A 17568-nucleotide genomic window follows, 5' to 3' on the forward strand; every position below is an offset into this window, starting at 1 on the left:
TTACTTATGAAGTCTATCAACATAAAACAAAAACATACCAAGTTTAGCAGGCAATGGCACCCACATCAAATAGCTACGGTAGATGATATGCAAGTAATTTTAGCTAAAATTCAAGGTGAATTTGTTTGGCATTCGCATGAAAATGAAGACGAACTCTTTCAGGTTATCAAAGGAACCCTTTACATGCAGTTTAGAGATAGAACAGAAGTGGTTAACGAGGGTGAAATTATTGTCGTTCCAAAGGGCGTTGAACATAATCCCATGACAAAGAATGGTGAAGAAGTCCATCTATTGCTTTTCGAAAAACAAAACACGGCCCATACTGGAACTGTGCAACATGAATTGACCCAAACCGAGTACCCTAAAATTTAGGATATATTTAGCCCATGAAAGTTCTCCACCTTGATACCAACCATCCATTACTTCTAGAACAATTTACCCAATTGGGTTTTGAAAATCATGAAGATTATACTTCCTCAAAAGAGGAGGTAGAGAAAAAAATCCATTTGTACGACGGGGTCATTATTCGAAGCAGGTTTACCTTGGACCAACAGTTTTTAGACAAAGCAAAAAATCTAAAATTCATAGGCAGACTTGGCGCTGGCTTAGAAAACATAGATACCCAATATGCCAAACAAAAGGATATTTTCTTGGCTTCAGCTCCAGAAGGGAACAGAAACGCTGTTGGAGAGCATACTTTGGGAATGTTATTGTCTTTGCTCAATAAAATGACAAAAGCCAATAAGGAAGTAAAAAAGGGAAAATGGGATCGCGAAGGTAACAGAGGTGTAGAATTGGACGGAAAAACCGTTGGTATTATTGGTTATGGAAACATGGGCAAGGCCTTTGCAAAAAAACTAAAGGGTTTTGATGTAGAAATAATTTGTTATGATATTGTTGGGGGCGTGGGTGATGATAGCGCAAGGCAAGTGGGAATAATGGAATTTCAACAAAGGTCAGATATTGTGAGCCTTCATGTACCTCAAACCGAATTGACCACAGAAATGGTAAACGAAGAATTCATCAACGCATTTCACAAGCCTATTTGGCTTTTAAATACTGCACGTGGAAAATGTGTGGTAACAAAAGATTTGGTAAGTGGTTTGAAAGCTAAAAAAATTCTTGGCGCCGGATTGGATGTGTTGGAATATGAAAAAAAATCGTTCGAAAACATGTTTGCCCAAAAACCCAAGGCGTTCAAATACCTTCGAAAAGCCAAAAACGTTTTGCTAACACCGCATGTGGCCGGTTGGACCGTTGAAAGCAAGGAAAAATTGGCACAGACCATTGTGGATAAAATCCAAGCTAGATTTTGCTAATTTAGGCAGGTGAAAAAGACCATCTTTGTTTTTTCTGCACTCATTGTAGCACTACTTGTGCTTTTTCAATTAAGTAAATACACCTACGTTTCAGGGGATATTTCAATTGAAATAGTAATAGCCATCATTGCTATTGTATTTTTTATAATTGGTCTTTACATTAACAAAAGAACGCTCCGGAAAAAGAAGCATTCCTCTAATCCCATAGATTTTGACAAGGTAGAACAGCTTGGTATCAGTAAACGGGAATACGAAGTACTGGTTCAAATTTCAAAAGGATTATCCAACAAGGAAATTGCGGATACACTTTTTATATCAGAAAGTACCATTAAGACCCATGTATCCAATCTACTTGTAAAATTGGACGCAAAAAGACGTACCCAGGCTATCCAAAAAGCCAAGGACCATCAAATTCTTTCCGCTTAGTAAATCTAAGCCCAAGGTGTTTTAAAATCATGCATTTTTATTTCCCAATTATTAGGTCTTAAATCAACTCAAAAATTATTATTTAAAATAATTCTAAATAATTTTTGTCATGTGAAATACGAAATATATTTTTGTTGCAATTAAATTATTTAAATTAAGTCTAAATAAAAATAAATGAAGAGCCAATTAACCTTAATCTTAATTTTAGCATCATTTTCATTCTCTTTTTCTCAGATTGGAAGTGTTTCAGGAACAATCACCGATAATGCCCAAACCCCATTAATGGGCGTTAATATTTTAATTAAAAACACAAGCCAAGGAACACAAACCGATGAAAATGGAAATTTTGAAATTTCCAATATTTCAAACGGAGATTATGACTTGGTAGTTTCTTACATTGGTTTTAAGACAAAGGAAATTGCAATTACAATAGCCAATGGCAAGGCTAATAAAATAGCTCCTATTATTCTGTATGAAGGGAACGAAATTTTGAGAGAAGTTGTGGTGGAAGGAGAACGCAGAAACAAATTTTCAAGAAAGAAAACAGCTTATGTAGCAAAATTACCCCTTAAAGATTTGGAGAATACGCAGGTGTATAGCACTATAACCTCTGATTTATTGGAATCACAAGTAGTGACAAATTTTGAGGATGCTCTTAAGAATGCTGTTGGTGTAGAAAAATTATGGTCGTCAACAGGACGTGGAGGCGATGGAGCTGGTTACTACTCGCTTCGTGGTTTTTCTGTTCAACCTCAATTGGTTAATGGCATTCCTGGTTTAACAAATGGAACCATCAATGCCGCCAATATTGAACGTATTGAAGTCATTAAAGGCCCCTCTGCCACACTCTTTGGAAGTGCGGTTACTTCTTATGGTGGTCTTATCAACGTGGTCACGAAAAAACCATATGTTGGCTCAGGAGGCGAACTATCTTTTACTTCCGGCACCTATGGTTTTAACCAAATAAGCGGTGACTTTAACACTTCGTTGGACAAGGATAATAATATCTATTTTAGATTAAACACCTCTTATGCAACTGAACAAAGCTTTCAAGATGCGGGTTTTAGAAAATCTTTTTTTGTTGCACCATCTCTTTCGTATCGTGTAAACAATAAACTTTCTTTTTCATTTTATGGTGAAATTTCTCAGGCAGAACAGACCAATCCCATGTTTTTGTTCTTAAATAGAAGTGCACCCACCCAATCAACAAATTTGGATGAATTGAATTATAATAACAAGTTGTCTTTTACTAGCAATGAATTGACTTTGGAAAATCCTACCCAAAATTATCGCATGGAAATGGATTATAAGCTTTCCGATACATGGCAATCTCAAACTATACTTTCAAAAAGCTCAACTTCTACCAAAGGATATTATTCCTATTTATTTGATTTTGGTGTCTTTGGCAATGATACCTTTTCCCGTTTTATAAGCAAGCAGAACTCTAACACACAAACAACGGATATTCAACAGAACTTTATTGGCGATTTTAAGTTAGGAACATTACGAAACAGAATTGTTGTTGGAATAGATTATTTCAATTCAACATTGACAAGTAATGATAGTGGTTATGCCTTTTATGGAAATATAACTCCTGAAGGGGGCAGCAGTGGCGACAATCCTTTTACAGCAGATGTGGAAACCGACACGTATCCATTATCTACCTCAGCCGTAGACGCAGTGTTGGAATCTCAAGGAGTGGCCAATGTAAAATCAAAAAACCATATCTATAGTGCTTACATTTCCGATGTATTGAATATTACTTCTTCGCTTTCCGTAATGGCAGGAATTCGCATGGACATTTTTGACAATGAAGGGGATTTGGCTAATGAGGAAGACGATTATGACCAGACTGCCTTCTCTCCTAAATTTGGGGTCTTATACCAACCCATACAAGATAAATTATCTGTTTTTGCCAACTACCAGAATGGATTTACCAATGTGGCACCTGAATTGGTTGGAGACCCAAGCAACGGTGTCCAAACTTTAAAGACTTTTGACCCTGAACAAGCAAATCAGCTGGAGTTCGGAATGAAGACCAATCTATTCAATAATCGCCTCAACGCCACAATAAGTTATTATGATATTACGGTAAAAGACCGTGTAATTACCGACCCAGCTTCACCATTTAATAGAATTCAGGGGGGAGAAGTGGAAAGTAGTGGTTTTGAAATTGAAATCAATGCCAACCCGATTAAAGGATTAAACATTAGAGCGGGTTACAGTAATAATGATAGTGAGACTACAGAATCCGATAATCCCGAAATTTTGAATAGAAGGCCCTTAGAGGCGGGCCCTGAAACTTTGTACAACCTATGGGCAAATTATGAATTTCAACAAGGAAAATTAGATGGTTTCGGTTTTGGTCTTGGCTTTAACGGAGCCAGTGAGCGTTTCGCCATTAACTATCTATCTACAGGAGAGTTTATTCTTCCTAGCTATACAGTAGCCAATGCCTCTATTTTTTATCAAGTGGATAAATATAGAATCACTTTGAAATTGAACAATGCGTTTAACAAAGAATATTACAAAGGTTGGACAACAATTACCCCACAAACTCCAAGAGCACTTTATGCCAATTTCACCTACATGTTCTAGTTTATTATCTGAATAATTTCAACAGCCTTGGCAAATAGTTCAAGGCTGTTGCTTAAAACATTGCACTATGCTAACAATGACAATGGCGTTTTTCTTTTTAGGTTTCTTTTTGCTAACTCTTACATCGAAAAGGAATAAGTCGAATAACCCGAAGTTTTTTAAAGACACAATTGAAGAGAAAGGGACTATCTTAAAAATAATCGGTTCTGTACTTATAATTGGCGCCTTTGTGTTACTCGGAATTTTTGAAGGTTTTGGTACCGGTATGTTTTTGGGGGTTATATTTCTTATGACCATCGCAAGTTTGGTTGTTTTACTAAACCCTTTAAAGCTGATTGGCTATAAGGGAATGCTTTTAGTTTTTATCTGTTTATGGATTCTTGAATTAACACTATAAAGTATGCCAGCAAACCAAAAATATTTAACACATTCTGGCTGGCAGCGTTTTGCAAAGCTATCATCTGGCATTTTGGGCGGATACCTCATTGCTGCTCTTATACATATGATGCTTGCATTATGGCTGCCTGGCTATAAAACAGTTCTTATCACATCGGCTTACGGCATTTTTATAGTTTGGATGGTGTTTATACTACTTCCGTTCTTGGCAAAAAACGGATGGAAGGTTTGGTTGATTTATGTAGCTATTATTTTTCTTCTCGGTATTGCGGTTCATTATGGTACTGTTTATTATCCTATAAATCCCGTACAATGAGCAAAAGAAACTATAATGTTTTTTTTCATACGCATACCGTAAGTGGCATAGTCATAAGTGTTGCGCTTTATATTATTTTTTTTGCTGGTGCCTTTGCATTGATAAAAGATGAAATCACGGCTTGGGAGAAAGGGGATTCTCTAAAGATTGAACAAAATGGGAACATTGATTATGATAGGTTGATTTCTTCAATTAAAGCAGAGGGATACAATTTACATGGTAGGGACATTCGGATGATAATGCCTGATGCAAAACAGGAAATCTATGTGCTTTTAAGCAAATCACAAGATACTACCATTGTAAATAAACCTGACAAGAATTATTATTTTAATATCAATGCCAACACATATAAGCGTTCTGAATATTATGCCTTTTACAGTTTGGGGGAATTGCTGTATCGACTGCACTTTTTTAGTCAGATTCCCACATTTGGGATTTATCTAGCTGGTTTTATAGCACTGTTTTTTCTTTTTGCCATTGTAACGGGAGTTATAGTCCATTGGAAAAAAATAATCAGTAATTTTTATGTTTTCCGTCCAAAAGAGAAATTAAAAACAGTTTGGACTGATGCACATACTGCCTTGGGAATCATTGGGCTACCCTTTCAGTTCGTATTTGCAGTTACAAGTTGTTTTCTATGCCTGTCCGCATTGGTACTACTGCCAGCAAACTATTTATATAACAATAATACAAAGCAGCTATCGGAAGAATTACGCCCTATGACCAAGACCTACGTCATGGAATCTGAAGCAGATAGTATTCCTTCCATTAACCCCTTTATAGATAAAGCCTTGGAAAAATGGGAAACTTTTATGCCTGCTCAAGTATACATTAGAAACTACGGGGCTATCAATATGAAGTTTCAAGTAGATGGGCTCTTGGATACCAAGAAAAAGTTTTTAGGTAATGGTAGGTTGGTTTACGATGTACTGTCCAAAAAGTTGATTGAAGAGAAAGACCCATATAAAAACGATTATTTGGAAGATGTAGAGCTTACCATAAGACGTTTGCATTTTGGTGATTATGGCGGACTGCCTTTAAAATTCGTCTATCTTATTTTAGCGTTTATCACCTGTTTTGTCATTATCTCTGGAGTATTAATTTGGCTTGAAGCTAGAAATAAGAAAAATATTCCGGCTTCACAAAAGCTCTACAATCGAAAAGTAGGTCATATCTATCTTGCCATATGCCTGAGCATGTACCCAATAACGGCATTTACCTTTATAATTGCCAAATTGATCCCCAGAAGTTTGGATTCCTCTAGACAAACCATTTTATACAGTATTTTCTTTTTGAGCTGGATATTGCTCTCTCTTCTTTTCAGGTTTCTAAGGGACAATTATAAAATAAATAAGTACAGTCTTGTATTGGGAAGCATTTTTGCCTTGTTAATTCCAATTGCCAATGGAATTGCTTCTGGAAATTGGTTTTGGAAAATGTATCAAGATGGACAATATTCTATTTTGAGTATTGACTTGTTTTGGATTATTTCGGGACTAGTTTCTGCGCTCATTGTTAGAAAAATCAAACGACCTGTCCCCAAAATACACCATGACACACTTAAAGAAGAGGCGATTAAAGAATATCAAAAAAACAATTTAACAACAACTAATACTATCAAGTTTATGAGAACAAAAATTTCAATTTTATGGCTGTTTTTGGCAGTTGGATACATCGTTCACCATATTTACGGACTCTTTGGTATCTACTATAATGAAAGCCTTATGATAGAAGGTTCCGATGGGGTTGTTCCCTTGAATCATCATATCTGGCGAATCATCCTTGAAGGACTGGCACTACTATTTTCTTTGTTGACTTTGGAGGTATCCAAAAACTGGTTTAAATGGACAGCTTTTACCTGGGCGTTGTTGGCAGGTCTTTTTAATGTGTATCATTTTATAGCCTCTTTATTCTATGAGATTTCTAACATTTCAGAGTTGCTTATTCTCTTAATGATGGTTGTGGCAAACACATTTTTGATTATGAGCATCAATAAATGGATTAAAGAATTGGAGTGATACTATTGTTCAATAGAGTTTAGTAAACAAGTTTCTAAGTTTGACTTTAAAGTCCAATCTACTTAAATAGAGTTGGGCTTTTTGTTTTTCTAAATATTTCCTTTTGTCACTAACTACCATCAAACCACAGCTATAAAAACCCATTCAAAAGGCCAAAGAATTCCAAATTATTCCTTTTTGACTATCTTATACTGGTGATTTGGTACTTTAGTATGATTACCATTTTTAGGTCATTCTCTAATTTTGAACAACAATCAAAAAGCGAACGGTCATGAAAAAAACAGTATTTCGTTTCGGAATTTATGGTGCCATCACCATTTGCATTCTCTTCCTAATCAGTTGGTTCCTATTGGCAGACCTACCATTTTCAACCCAAGAAATTCTAGGTTATTTATCCATGATTTTATCCTTGGGTTTTGTTTATTTTGGAATCAAGCATTTTAGGGACAAAGAAAACGGAGGAAAGGTAAATTTTAAAAAAGCTTTAATCATTGGAATTCTCATCAGCCTCATCACCGCTGTTGCGTTTGGAGTACTTGATGTTTTCTATACTGAGGTAATTAACCCAGATTTTATGGTGGAATATTATAATGCTACCGTTGAGAATATGAGGAATTCATTACCTCCCAATGAATTTGAAGAACAATTGGCAACGATTGAATCCCAAAAAGAAATGTTTTCCAACCCTCTTTTCTCTTTTGCTTTGATGGCAATGACAGTTTTCGTAATCGGATTTATCATTTCCTTAATTTCAGCACTAATTCTGCAACGAAAATAGTTTAGTTATGACAATTGACGCCAAAACTCCAGATGAATATATAAGCAAACTACCCGAAGACCGAAAAGCTGCGGTTGCTAATTTGCGACAAACTATCATATCGAATCTGCCAGCTGGGTTTGAGGAATGTATTAGCTATAAAATGATAGGCTATGTTGTTCCCCACTCATTTTATCCAAAGGGATATCACTGCGACCCCAAATTACCCCTTCCCTTTATAAACATAGCTTCGCAAAAGAATTTTGTGGCATTGTACCATTCAGGTATTTATGCGGATAAAACATTGTATGATTGGTTTGTTGGAGAGTACTCCAAGCATGTAAAAACTAAATTGGATATGGGAAAAAGCTGTATTCGGTTTAAAAAAATGGAACATATCCCTTACGACCTTATTGCTAAGCTATGTCAAAAAATGACACCCCAAGCATGGGTTGAACTGTACGAGAAAAATATAAAACGAAAATAGATTACATGAAAAACAGGGTAACAGGATTGGGCGGTTTTTTCTTTAAAACAAAAGATCCAGATGCCATTAAAAAATGGTATAAGGAGCGACTGGGAATACCAACGGATCAATATGGATGGAGTTTTTGGTGGAAAGATAAGGACGGCAACGATTGTATGACACAATGGAGCCCTTTTAAAGAGGATACCGAATATTTTAAACCCAGCGAAAAGCAGTTCATGATGAATTTTAGGGTGGAAAATTTGGTGGAACTTTTAGAGGTACTCAAAAAAGAAGGAGTAACCGTAGTGGGTGAAATAGAGGAATATGACTACGGGAAATTTGGTTGGATCTTGGACCCCGAAGGGAATAAATTGGAACTTTGGGAACCTGTTGATAAAGCTTTTCTTTAGGTATTAAATTATTTGTTACATTTAAGACTAGTTTAACCAACATATTAAAACAATGTCTGAAGAAAACAAAGACTTAGGAGATAAGGCGGAAGATGCCTTTGACAATGCCAAAGAAGCAGCGGGCGATTTCGCTGATGAAGCCAAAAAAACTGCCAATGAATTTGCCGAGGGAATCAAAAATGCAGGAGGTGACAACAAAAAAGTACTTGCTGGTGTCCTTGCCATTTTATTGGGCTCTCTAGGCGTGCATAAATTTATTTTAGGGTATAATAAAGAAGGATTTATCCTCTTAGGGTTTTCCATTGTTGCATATATCCTGGTTTGTCTAGTAATTGGAGCCTTTTTGGTTTGGATTCCAGGTTTAATAGGATTAATAGAAGGTATTATCTATTTAACCAAGTCAGACGAGGAATTTTACAACACATACCAAGTAGGAAAAAAGCCTTGGTTCTAAAAAAATGCCAGAGAAATTCGCTCTGGCTTTTTTATTTACTATTATTATCGTAATATTGCAATATAAAATTAAAATGACGTTTAGTTCATACAATGGGAGCATCCAAAACACATATCTTCTCTACAACTCATAATGAGTTGGCACAAATCGCCAAAGTTTTGGCCCATCCCGCTCGAGTTGCCATTCTGGAATATATAAGTAGGCAAGAAAACTGCATCTGTAATGATTTAGTGGATGTAATTGGTCTTGCGCAGCCTACTATATCCCAACACTTAAACGAAATAAAAAAAATAGGTCTTCTAAAGGGAACCTTTGAAGGCAAAAACCTCTGCTATTGTATAAATCAAGAACGTTGGGAAGAATTACAACATTCTTTCAATGCCTTTTTTACTAATATTAATTATAATTGTTGTTAATCATGAATACTTCAGAATTTTTATCACTTTTAAAACAGCATCAAAACAAAAGTTTGCTTTTTGAATATACTGACGGAAAATTTGTAGGCGCAAATTATCATATCACTGAAATTAAAAATATTATTGTCGATTCTGTTGACTGTGGTGCTGGAACTGATTTTTGGAAAGAAACCATCGTACAATTATGGGAAAGTCCAACGGAAAAAGATAAAAGAGAATTTATGTCTGCCTATAAAGCTTTGGCAATTCTAAACAAAGTTGATGGAATAAAGCCTATGGTACGAGATGCCGAAATAAAGTTTGAATATAGCAATTCAGCTTTTCACACTGCTCAGCTCTTTGTAAATGATTATGCCATGGATGAACAAGCTTTGGTCATAAAACTATCTGTGGAAAAAACAGATTGCAAGGCAAAGGAAACGTGTGGAATAACTGATACTTCCAAAGAAACTATTAATCAACCCGCAGCCTGTTGTACTCCAGAAAGTGGCTGCTGCTAACAAGTTCATATGAATGTCCGTGAAATGAAAGCTTCAGATTGGGACGAAGTTTCCAAAATATATGCCGAAGGCGTATCAACAGGTTTTGCAACCTTTGAGCAAAACATTCCTAATTTTGAAGATTGGGATGCCGCACATCTGCAACAATGTAGATTGATTGCTGAAGAAGATGGTAAGGTTCTAGGCTGGGCAGCGTTGTCCCCTGTATCAAGCCGATGTGTTTATGGAGGAGTTGGAGAAGTGAGTGTTTATATTGCATCCAATAGTAGGGGGAAAGGTATCGGTAGGTCGCTTTTGGAACAACTTATACTTGAAAGCGAAAAAGCTGGTCTTTGGACCATCCAATCGGGTATTTTTCCTGAAAACCAAGCTAGCATCGAGTTGCATAAAAAAGTTGGTTTTCGCTTTATTGGAAAACGTGAACGAATTGGAAAAACAAATGATGGTGTTTGGAAGGACAATCTGCTATTTGAAAAGCGGAGTAAAACAATAGGAGCCTAAAAAATGGAAACAAAAAAATCAGTACTATACGCTGAAATAGAATTTACTATCGAATCACTCGATATGGGAAGCATTTCTGAAAACAGAAGAGAAATCCTTCAACCATTGGTTCTATATATCAAGGATAAGGTTGTACATCAACAGCCCATCAATTTAAACTTTATCTGTACGCATAATTCAAGAAGGAGTCATTTATCACAAGTTTGGGCCCAAACCATGGCCAGTTATCATGATATTGGGAACGTAACATGCTATTCCGGAGGAACGGAAGCTACAGCCTTATTTCCAATAGCAGCTGAAACACTTGAAAGCACAGGTTTTCGAATAAGAAAACTTTCAGAAACTGAAAATCCTGTTTACAGTATCAAATATGCTGAAACCGAACATCCGATTATAGGGTTCTCAAAAACTTATGATGATGTTTTTAATCCCAAATTTGGTTTTGGAGCTATAATGACCTGCGATTCAGCAAATGAGGCATGCCCAATGGTCATGGGTGCAGAAAAACGATTTCCAATTACTTATGAAGATCCCAAAGCTTTTGATGGGACACCCCAGCAAGCAGAAAAATATAAGGAAAGAAGCCTGCAGATTGCCACGGAATTGTTTTATGTATTTTCCCAAGTAGGCTCTAATTGAACTGATTGTACAGCAATCCAACAAAACTCTTGATTGGGAATTCAAATTACATCTTCCCTTAAAATATTGTACTAGGTAAACCAAAAAACACCTAGTCCATATTGTTGTTGCCGTACGCATAATCTGATGGCAGCATACTTCCCACTCGATGAACCCCCATGACTCCACCTATCTCTATGCTATCTGGAGGCAAGAAAATACCATATGAATCTACAAAGATGGGATTCGTTATCACTTTTATAAGTGACGATTTTCCCTCGTATAAAACCCCTAAATTTTCGATTTTCTGCTCGGCCACCAACATACCTTCTTCCAATTGGTATGAGTACGCAACATTTTCTGAAATTATACTTCCTCTTTGAAACAACTGATAACCTTCCTCTGTAAGTCTTGATTCATACATTGACCGGAAAAAATGCAATAATGAACCCAAATAAGTTTCATTCCTTAATTTAATCATTCTCTTATCAGGGTCCTTTTCCAAATCTGTAAACTGTGATGTTCCTGCATAATATGATTTGTGCACAGCATCCAAAGCTCCTTCACTATTGTGAAATGTAACCTCAAAATCGATAAGGTGGAATTTTATTTTATACCCAAGTTTTTTGTTAGTGATTTCAATGGGGACATCAGCATATGCATACAATGTTTTGTTGGATGCCTTATAATAAAGTCGGATAACCTCAGGATTTAGTATACTGCTTCTATGGTTGGTCCTTCCCAAAAACTCTTTCTTAAAAATACGCATCTTTTTAGCTCTTGACCACGTATCTGGTTCTAGAACTACGCCTTCCAACTGGGTTACGGCCTCCTCAAGATAAACTTGGTTAAAGGAGGTCTCCGTGCTCTGGATTAATACGGTCTTATAACCCATATATTGAATTACGAGAGGGCTATTTATTGGGGTTTTACTATCCAATTCAAAAAAACCATTGGTATCGGTTAGGGTGCCTATCGAAGTTCCATCATAGAATACATCTGCTCCAACAATGGGTTCGTCATTGATTTTGGAAACCACCTTACCTTGAACGACGTAACTTTGGGAAAAACAAAACAGTGGAAAGAAAACAAGAAAAAGAAAAGAATAACATGGTCTTGACATTTAATCAAGATTTAGGTGTTTCCGCTCCAGCTCGGCCTGAAACTCTTCCATAACGGGCTTAACGGTACTTTCCGGTAAATCGGCAATTTTGATGTACATCAATCCATCCACTGAATTGTTGAATAAAGGATCAACATTGAATGCAACCACTTTTGCATTTTGTTTGATGTATTTTTTAATCAATACAGGTAGCCGAAGACTTCCAGGCTCCACTTCATTGATTAATTTATCAAACTTGTTCAAATCCGCTTGGGTGTCATCAAAAATAAATTCCTTGTCAGCGTCTTTTAATTGAACCTTGAATTCCTTTTTGGGCCTTACATATTGTGCCACATAGGGATCCCAATAATTGGATTTCATAAATTCAATCATTAAGGATTTTGAAAAGTTTGAGAACTGGTTGCTTATACTAACCCCGCCAATTAAATATTTATGTTCTGGATGCCTTAATGTGGTATGTACAATACCTTTCCATAATAGAAACAAAGGCATGGGTTTTTGTTGATACTCTTTCACTATATATGCCCTTCCCATTTCAATAGATCGCTCCATCATACCGTATAATTCTGGTTCAAAACGAAACAGATCCTGTAGATAAAAACCATCTATACCGTATTCTTGAAAAATCTGTGAGCCCAACCCCATTCGATAGGCGCCCACAATGCATTTTTCTTCATCGTCCCAAAGGAAAAGATGATGGTAATACGAATCAAATTTGTCAAGATCAATGGCGTTATTAGTCCCCTCGCCTACTTCGCGAAAGGTAATTTCCCGTTGCCTACCTATCTCATTCAATATAAAGGGCATATCTTTTTGCTGCGCCAAATAGACTTCGTAGTTTTTACTCTGCAACATGCGGCAATCTTTTTCCCTCAACTTTTCAATTTCACCTTCCAATACTTCCGAGCCAACTGCCGTAGCAATTTTTTTTGGAGGTTTAGGAATCTTTAAAGTTGTTGGTACCTTATCTATCAGCCTTTCTTTCTCAAAGGCGTTGGCTAAGAGATACGTTTTTTTTCGTAATAATTCGGAAAAGGATTCCAAAGTCTCCTCTTCTTTTTGGGTATTCACAGAAATGGGCTGACCAATACGGACTTTAATGGGCCTCTTTCTTTGTGTGGTTACCTCGGAGGGCAACTTGGCTGTTCTAAAAACATCACTGATTTTGGACAATCTATAAAACAATCGGCTGTTTCGGGCATGAAAATAAATAGGTACAACGGGTACCTCGGCCTTGCGTATGAGTTTGATAGCAGCTTCTTCCCAAGGTTTGTCCACTACCAATTTTCCGTCTTTATACGTTGAAACCTCCCCAGCCGGGAAAATTCCCAAAGGATGTCCATTCCTGAGATGCAAGAGTGCATTTTTAAATCCCATTATGCTGCTTTTGGCATCCTTATGACTCTCAAAAGGATTTACCGGCATAATGTAGGGTTTCATGGGTTCAATCCGATTCAACAGAAAGTTGGCGATTATTTTAAAGTCATCACGCTCCTTAAGCATAAGTTTTAACAACAATACACCATCTATTCCGCCAAGCGGGTGATTACTTATGGTAATGTATGGTCCGGATTTTGGAAGCCTTTTAAAATCCTCTTCGGGAATATCAAAATCAATTTCATAATATGCCAAAATAGTGTTTAGAAAATCTAATCCGGTAAGCTCCTTATTTTTATCGTAAAATCTATTTATGGATGTAATCTTGGTAGCTACCATTAAAAGCCACGCTATAAAAGTCCCTAAAAAGCCATACTTGTCAAGATTAATGACTTTTGCTACCTCTTTCGCGGAAACCAACCCCATATACTTTACTTTTTAGGTAGATGTAAAGATAGAAAATTACGGGTATTGGGAAATTAATTCCCAATGTTGTTAAAGCAACTCTATTTCACTACCAATTGAACGGTCTCTTTTCCATGTTGTTCCACAAGAACCGACCTACCGTTTTGAAGTGATTTTACCGCTTTATCATCAAAATGTCTAATAGTATAAAGTGATACGTTTTCATGGCAAACGACCTTGAATTTTCGTTTCAACTCATTTAGCATCGTCTCCAAGCCGTTAAATTTATTGTCCAAACAAACTGAAAAACTAATCGCCGAGTTTTGAATTAGATCAACCTTCATTCGATGATCATGGAACATCTTAAAGATCTCACTAATATTGTTTTCCACAATAAATGAAAAATCCAATGAGGATAGTTTTAAAAGCACTTGGTTCTTTTTTACAATAAAGCAGGGAACCTTAGGAGATATCCCTATGCCTTTTCCAACAGTAGTACCTTCTCCAGTAGGGTTGATAAATGATTTTACATGCAATGGTATTTCTTTTCGTTGAAGTGGTTGAAGCGTTTTTGGGTGAATTACCGAAGCTCCGTAAAAGGCCAATTCTATGGCTTCTCGATAGGAAATATAATCTAACAATTGAGTTTCCTCAAAGTTTCTTGGGTCGGCATTTAAAACTCCAGGAACATCTTTCCAAATGGTTACTGAGTCAGCATTGAGACAATATCCCAAAATTGCAGCTGTATAATCGGACCCTTCCCTTCCCAATGTAGTGGTAAAATTATTATCATCGCTTCCCAAAAAGCCTTGGGAAATATTCAATTTTGTCATATCCACCTTAGTGGAAACTTCTTTTTGGGTGCGATCCCAATTCACACTTGCATCCCTATAGCTGTTGTTCGTTTTAATTAGACCGCGCACATCTTGCCAAACATTGGGTATTCCAACTACCATTAAATACTCACTCACAATCGTAGTAGAAACCAATTCACCATAGCCCACCACTTGATCATATACAAAGGCATTCTTTGGTGACTTGTTCCTCAACAAAAAACTTTTGGCTTCCTCAAAAAGGGCTTTTACCTTGCCATATACTACATGGTTTTTGTTTTGGAATAAATCTGATATTATACTCTGGTGATAATCTATAACCTCTTGCAGTGAAGTTGAAACAGACTGTTTATCCTTAAAATATGCAGCTATCACTTTTTCCATGGCATTTGTGGTCTTACCCATGGCAGAAATAATTACAAAAGTGTCTTCATGACCCACCTCTTGCAATACCTTTACAACATTCCTAACTCCATTTGCATCTTTAACGGATGCCCCTCCGAATTTAAAAACTCTCATTTAAAACTCTTCTATTTTATATTTTCAATGTAGTTCGCAATTGCCTCTTCATTCAACTGAACAACATCCCAATCGCGCATTACATTAGCTCCTTTTTTCTCATAAAACTCAATTGCCGGTTCATTCCAATCCAGCACCTCCCATGAAATCCTTTTCACACCCAATTTGTGCCCGTACTTTACAACTTCATTTAAAAGTGCAGTACCAAGACCACTTCCCCTCATTTTTTGGGAAACAATTAAGTCCTCTAAATGGATTACGGGTCCTTTCCATGTAGAATATCTAGGGTACACAAGTGCAATTCCAACTATTTGGTTATCCAATTCCGCCACAAAACAATGAAACAGCTTCTTTTCTCCAAAACCATCCTTTACCAAATCTTCTCTGGTAACCTCAACAGCTTGGGGCTCTTTCTCAAATAATGCCAATTCTTGAACAAGCCCTATGACCTGTTCCATGTCTTCTGCCCGAGAATCTCTTATAGAATAATTCATGTTGTTACAAATAAAACACAAAGTTATAAATATCTAAAATTTTCACTTGACGAAAACCTTGTAGTTTCACAAAATACCCGATATTTGTCAGCAAATAAAACACTCACCATCAATGGATAAAAAAAACCTAACTCTCGGAGAGTTTATTATTGAAAACCAAGATTCATTTCAATATACTTCCGGGGAACTATCCAGGCTTTTAAATGGACTTAGGTTAGCTGCCAAAGTTGTGAATCATGAAGTGAACAAGGCTGGACTTGTGGATATTATCGGCGCTGCTGGCGACACAAATATTCAAGGGGAAAATCAACAAAAATTAGATGTTTTAGCTAATGAAAAGTTTATCCAAACGTTGTCCAAACGCGAAATTGTTTGTGGTATAGCTTCCGAAGAAGAGGATGACTTCATCAGTATCAATAGCTTTGATAAACAACATCAAAATAAATACATTGTTCTAATTGATCCTTTGGACGGGTCCTCCAATATTGATGTAAATGTTTCTGTAGGTACCATATTTTCAATATATCGAAGAATTACGCCTGTAGGAACACCTGTTGCCATTGAAGATTTTTTACAACCTGGAAGAAATCAGGTCGCGGCTGGTTATATTATCTATGGAACTTCAACTATGTTGGTATACACAACTGGTGATGGTGTAAATGGATTCACCCTGAACCCAGCTTTGGGAACTTTTTATCTTTCCCATCCAAATATGGAATTCCCTGAAACAGGTAAAATTTATTCTGTTAATGAGGGCAATTATGTACATTTTCCTCAAGGGGTTAAGGATTATATCAAATACTGTCAGGAAGAAGAGGGGGATAGACCCTATACTTCACGTTATATAGGTTCCCTTGTATCAGATTTTCATAGAAATATGATTAAGGGTGGTATATATATGTACCCTAAAAGTAGTAAGGCCTCCAATGGTAAATTAAGATTACTCTATGAATGTAATCCAATGGCTTTTTTAGCGGAACAAGCAAAAGGAAAAGCCAGTAATGGGCATCAGCCCATTATGGAAATTGAACCCACAGAATTGCATGAGCGTGTTCCCTTCTTTTGTGGAAGTAAAAAAATGGTAGAGAAGGCCGAGGAATTTATGAACGCCTAATTACTTGTCCATTAAATATTGGTAGTCCTCAAAAGCAATTCTACCACAGAAAATATCATATGATTTTTCAATTATTTTCTTGGCTACGTCTGGGGCATAGCCCAACCCGATGGCATATCGTTCAATAAGTCTCTCTTGACCGGCCTCTATAACCTGATCTGCAAACGCCATTTGGAAGAATTCAAAAAGACGTTTTAATCGCTTTTCACCGCTGTGGGGTGTTTGAATAGGATACTTATTTTCCTTTTTCATTACCTCCTTATACTCTTCATCGGTAATGTTCAATTTAAAGGCAAATTTATCAAGTACTGCTTTTTCTTCAGCGTTTATTACTCCATCAACCGAGGCCAAAGTGGCTAAAGTGGCAAAATGAGCCAGGTTATGTCGTTGTTCACTGTGCTCGTAAAGATCAATTATTGGCATGTTTCAATTTTTCCTGCGCAAATATAAATCTTAAACTAGAAAGACCGTAAAATTATCACCAAAAGAAATTTGTAAATTTCAT

The 17568-nt window shown here is 36.5% G+C and carries 21 protein-coding genes; 16 read left to right on the forward strand and 5 right to left on the reverse strand.

The window, feature by feature from the left end; all coding sequences use genetic code 11:
• Positions 1-6: 6 nt before the first annotated feature.
• The 15 genes from AAY42_RS10695 (at position 7) to AAY42_RS10765 (ending at position 11219) form a co-directional block, all read left to right on the forward strand.
• Entirely contained in the window at positions 7-372 is a 366-nt protein-coding gene (locus tag AAY42_RS10695) for a cupin domain-containing protein (RefSeq protein ID WP_055395026.1), read from the forward strand.
• Between the two features lie 14 nt (positions 373-386).
• The gene (locus AAY42_RS10700; RefSeq protein WP_055395028.1) at positions 387-1319 is read left to right on the forward strand and encodes a 2-hydroxyacid dehydrogenase; all 933 of its coding nucleotides are present in this window, start codon (positions 387-389) and stop codon (positions 1317-1319) included.
• 9 nt (positions 1320-1328) lie between these two features.
• Positions 1329-1745, forward strand: coding sequence for a response regulator transcription factor (locus AAY42_RS18605; protein WP_055395031.1), 417 nt, complete (start codon positions 1329-1331; stop codon positions 1743-1745).
• Between the two features lie 174 nt (positions 1746-1919).
• Positions 1920-4343: a TonB-dependent receptor gene (locus AAY42_RS10710; protein WP_055395033.1), complete on the forward strand. Its 2424-nt coding sequence runs from the start codon at positions 1920-1922 to the stop codon at positions 4341-4343.
• 82 nt (positions 4344-4425) lie between these two features.
• A complete protein-coding gene (locus AAY42_RS10715; protein ID WP_139063716.1) occupies positions 4426-4740 on the forward strand; it encodes a hypothetical protein in 315 nt (104 codons plus the stop codon).
• 3 nt (positions 4741-4743) lie between these two features.
• On the forward strand, positions 4744-5055 hold the full coding sequence (locus tag AAY42_RS10720) for a hypothetical protein (protein ID WP_055395038.1): 312 nt from the start codon (positions 4744-4746) through the stop codon (positions 5053-5055).
• Entirely contained in the window at positions 5052-7073 is a 2022-nt protein-coding gene (locus AAY42_RS10725) for a PepSY-associated TM helix domain-containing protein (RefSeq protein WP_055395040.1), read from the forward strand. The genes AAY42_RS10720 and AAY42_RS10725 overlap by 4 nt, the downstream gene beginning before the upstream one ends.
• Before the next feature lie 271 nt (positions 7074-7344).
• Positions 7345-7851: a DUF4199 domain-containing protein gene (locus AAY42_RS10730; protein WP_055395042.1), complete on the forward strand. Its 507-nt coding sequence runs from the start codon at positions 7345-7347 to the stop codon at positions 7849-7851.
• A 7-nt stretch (positions 7852-7858) separates the two neighbouring features.
• A complete protein-coding gene (locus tag AAY42_RS10735; protein ID WP_055395044.1) occupies positions 7859-8317 on the forward strand; it encodes a DUF1801 domain-containing protein in 459 nt (152 codons plus the stop codon).
• 5 nt (positions 8318-8322) lie between these two features.
• Positions 8323-8709: a VOC family protein gene (locus AAY42_RS10740; RefSeq protein ID WP_055395046.1), complete on the forward strand. Its 387-nt coding sequence runs from the start codon at positions 8323-8325 to the stop codon at positions 8707-8709.
• A gap of 52 nt (positions 8710-8761) precedes the next feature.
• On the forward strand, positions 8762-9163 hold the full coding sequence (locus tag AAY42_RS10745; protein ID WP_055395048.1) for an NINE protein: 402 nt from the start codon (positions 8762-8764) through the stop codon (positions 9161-9163).
• A gap of 92 nt (positions 9164-9255) precedes the next feature.
• Positions 9256-9579, forward strand: a complete 324-nt coding sequence (locus AAY42_RS10750; RefSeq protein WP_055395050.1) for an ArsR/SmtB family transcription factor — start codon at positions 9256-9258, stop codon at positions 9577-9579.
• A 2-nt stretch (positions 9580-9581) separates the two neighbouring features.
• On the forward strand, positions 9582-10079 hold the full coding sequence (locus AAY42_RS10755; protein WP_055395052.1) for a DUF6428 family protein: 498 nt from the start codon (positions 9582-9584) through the stop codon (positions 10077-10079).
• A gap of 9 nt (positions 10080-10088) precedes the next feature.
• Entirely contained in the window at positions 10089-10580 is a 492-nt protein-coding gene (locus tag AAY42_RS10760; protein ID WP_055395054.1) for a GNAT family N-acetyltransferase, read from the forward strand.
• 3 nt (positions 10581-10583) lie between these two features.
• Positions 10584-11219 carry a low molecular weight phosphatase family protein gene (locus AAY42_RS10765; protein ID WP_055395056.1) on the forward strand — a complete coding sequence of 212 codons (636 nt, stop codon included), beginning with the start codon at positions 10584-10586 and terminating at the stop codon, positions 11217-11219.
• Between the two features lie 91 nt (positions 11220-11310).
• On the opposite strand, the gene AAY42_RS10770 is transcribed toward AAY42_RS10765, so the two are convergent.
• The 4 genes from AAY42_RS10770 to AAY42_RS10785 all read right to left on the reverse strand — a co-directional run bounded on the left by AAY42_RS10770 (position 11311) and on the right by AAY42_RS10785 (position 15949).
• On the reverse strand, positions 11311-12321 hold the full coding sequence (locus tag AAY42_RS10770; protein WP_055395058.1) for a carboxypeptidase-like regulatory domain-containing protein: 1011 nt from the start codon (positions 12319-12321) through the stop codon (positions 11311-11313).
• On the reverse strand, positions 12322-14124 hold the full coding sequence (locus tag AAY42_RS10775; protein WP_055395060.1) for a GNAT family N-acyltransferase: 1803 nt from the start codon (positions 14122-14124) through the stop codon (positions 12322-12324).
• An 80-nt stretch (positions 14125-14204) separates the two neighbouring features.
• Positions 14205-15455, reverse strand: coding sequence for an aspartate kinase (locus AAY42_RS10780; protein WP_055395062.1), 1251 nt, complete (start codon positions 15453-15455; stop codon positions 14205-14207).
• An 11-nt stretch (positions 15456-15466) separates the two neighbouring features.
• Positions 15467-15949 (reverse strand): GNAT family N-acetyltransferase, encoded by a 483-nt coding sequence (locus AAY42_RS10785; RefSeq protein WP_055395064.1) that lies wholly within the window; start codon positions 15947-15949, stop codon positions 15467-15469.
• Positions 15950-16061: 112 nt separating this feature from the next.
• On the opposite strand from AAY42_RS10785, the gene fbp reads away from it, so the two are divergent.
• Positions 16062-17063: a class 1 fructose-bisphosphatase gene (fbp, locus tag AAY42_RS10790; protein ID WP_055395066.1), complete on the forward strand. Its 1002-nt coding sequence runs from the start codon at positions 16062-16064 to the stop codon at positions 17061-17063.
• On the opposite strand, the gene AAY42_RS10795 is transcribed toward fbp, so the two are convergent.
• Complete coding sequence (locus AAY42_RS10795) at positions 17064-17486, reverse strand: tellurite resistance TerB family protein (protein ID WP_055395068.1); 423 nt, start codon at positions 17484-17486, stop codon at positions 17064-17066.
• Between the last annotated feature and the right edge of the window lie 82 nt (positions 17487-17568).

The sequence above is a fragment of the Flagellimonas eckloniae genome (assembly GCF_001413955.1).
GTDB lineage: Bacteria > Bacteroidota > Bacteroidia > Flavobacteriales > Flavobacteriaceae > Flagellimonas > Flagellimonas eckloniae.

Coding starts and splice junctions, on each gene's coding strand:
- AAY42_RS10695 (WP_055395026.1), top strand. CDS start 7: ATGAAGTCTATCAACATAAAACAAAAACATACCAAGTTTAGCAGGCAA.
- AAY42_RS10700 (WP_055395028.1), top strand. CDS start 387: ATGAAAGTTCTCCACCTTGATACCAACCATCCATTACTTCTAGAACAA.
- AAY42_RS10710 (WP_055395033.1), top strand. CDS start 1,920: ATGAAGAGCCAATTAACCTTAATCTTAATTTTAGCATCATTTTCATTC.
- AAY42_RS10715 (WP_139063716.1), top strand. CDS start 4,426: ATGGCGTTTTTCTTTTTAGGTTTCTTTTTGCTAACTCTTACATCGAAA.
- AAY42_RS10720 (WP_055395038.1), top strand. CDS start 4,744: ATGCCAGCAAACCAAAAATATTTAACACATTCTGGCTGGCAGCGTTTT.
- AAY42_RS10725 (WP_055395040.1), top strand. CDS start 5,052: ATGAGCAAAAGAAACTATAATGTTTTTTTTCATACGCATACCGTAAGT.
- AAY42_RS10730 (WP_055395042.1), top strand. CDS start 7,345: ATGAAAAAAACAGTATTTCGTTTCGGAATTTATGGTGCCATCACCATT.
- AAY42_RS10735 (WP_055395044.1), top strand. CDS start 7,859: ATGACAATTGACGCCAAAACTCCAGATGAATATATAAGCAAACTACCC.
- AAY42_RS10740 (WP_055395046.1), top strand. CDS start 8,323: ATGAAAAACAGGGTAACAGGATTGGGCGGTTTTTTCTTTAAAACAAAA.
- AAY42_RS10745 (WP_055395048.1), top strand. CDS start 8,762: ATGTCTGAAGAAAACAAAGACTTAGGAGATAAGGCGGAAGATGCCTTT.
- AAY42_RS10750 (WP_055395050.1), top strand. CDS start 9,256: ATGGGAGCATCCAAAACACATATCTTCTCTACAACTCATAATGAGTTG.
- AAY42_RS10755 (WP_055395052.1), top strand. CDS start 9,582: ATGAATACTTCAGAATTTTTATCACTTTTAAAACAGCATCAAAACAAA.
- AAY42_RS10760 (WP_055395054.1), top strand. CDS start 10,089: ATGAATGTCCGTGAAATGAAAGCTTCAGATTGGGACGAAGTTTCCAAA.
- AAY42_RS10765 (WP_055395056.1), top strand. CDS start 10,584: ATGGAAACAAAAAAATCAGTACTATACGCTGAAATAGAATTTACTATC.
- AAY42_RS10770 (WP_055395058.1), bottom strand. CDS start 12,321: ATGTCAAGACCATGTTATTCTTTTCTTTTTCTTGTTTTCTTTCCACTG.
- AAY42_RS10775 (WP_055395060.1), bottom strand. CDS start 14,124: ATGGGGTTGGTTTCCGCGAAAGAGGTAGCAAAAGTCATTAATCTTGAC.
- AAY42_RS10780 (WP_055395062.1), bottom strand. CDS start 15,455: ATGAGAGTTTTTAAATTCGGAGGGGCATCCGTTAAAGATGCAAATGGA.
- AAY42_RS10785 (WP_055395064.1), bottom strand. CDS start 15,949: ATGAATTATTCTATAAGAGATTCTCGGGCAGAAGACATGGAACAGGTC.
- fbp (WP_055395066.1), top strand. CDS start 16,062: ATGGATAAAAAAAACCTAACTCTCGGAGAGTTTATTATTGAAAACCAA.
- AAY42_RS10795 (WP_055395068.1), bottom strand. CDS start 17,486: ATGCCAATAATTGATCTTTACGAGCACAGTGAACAACGACATAACCTG.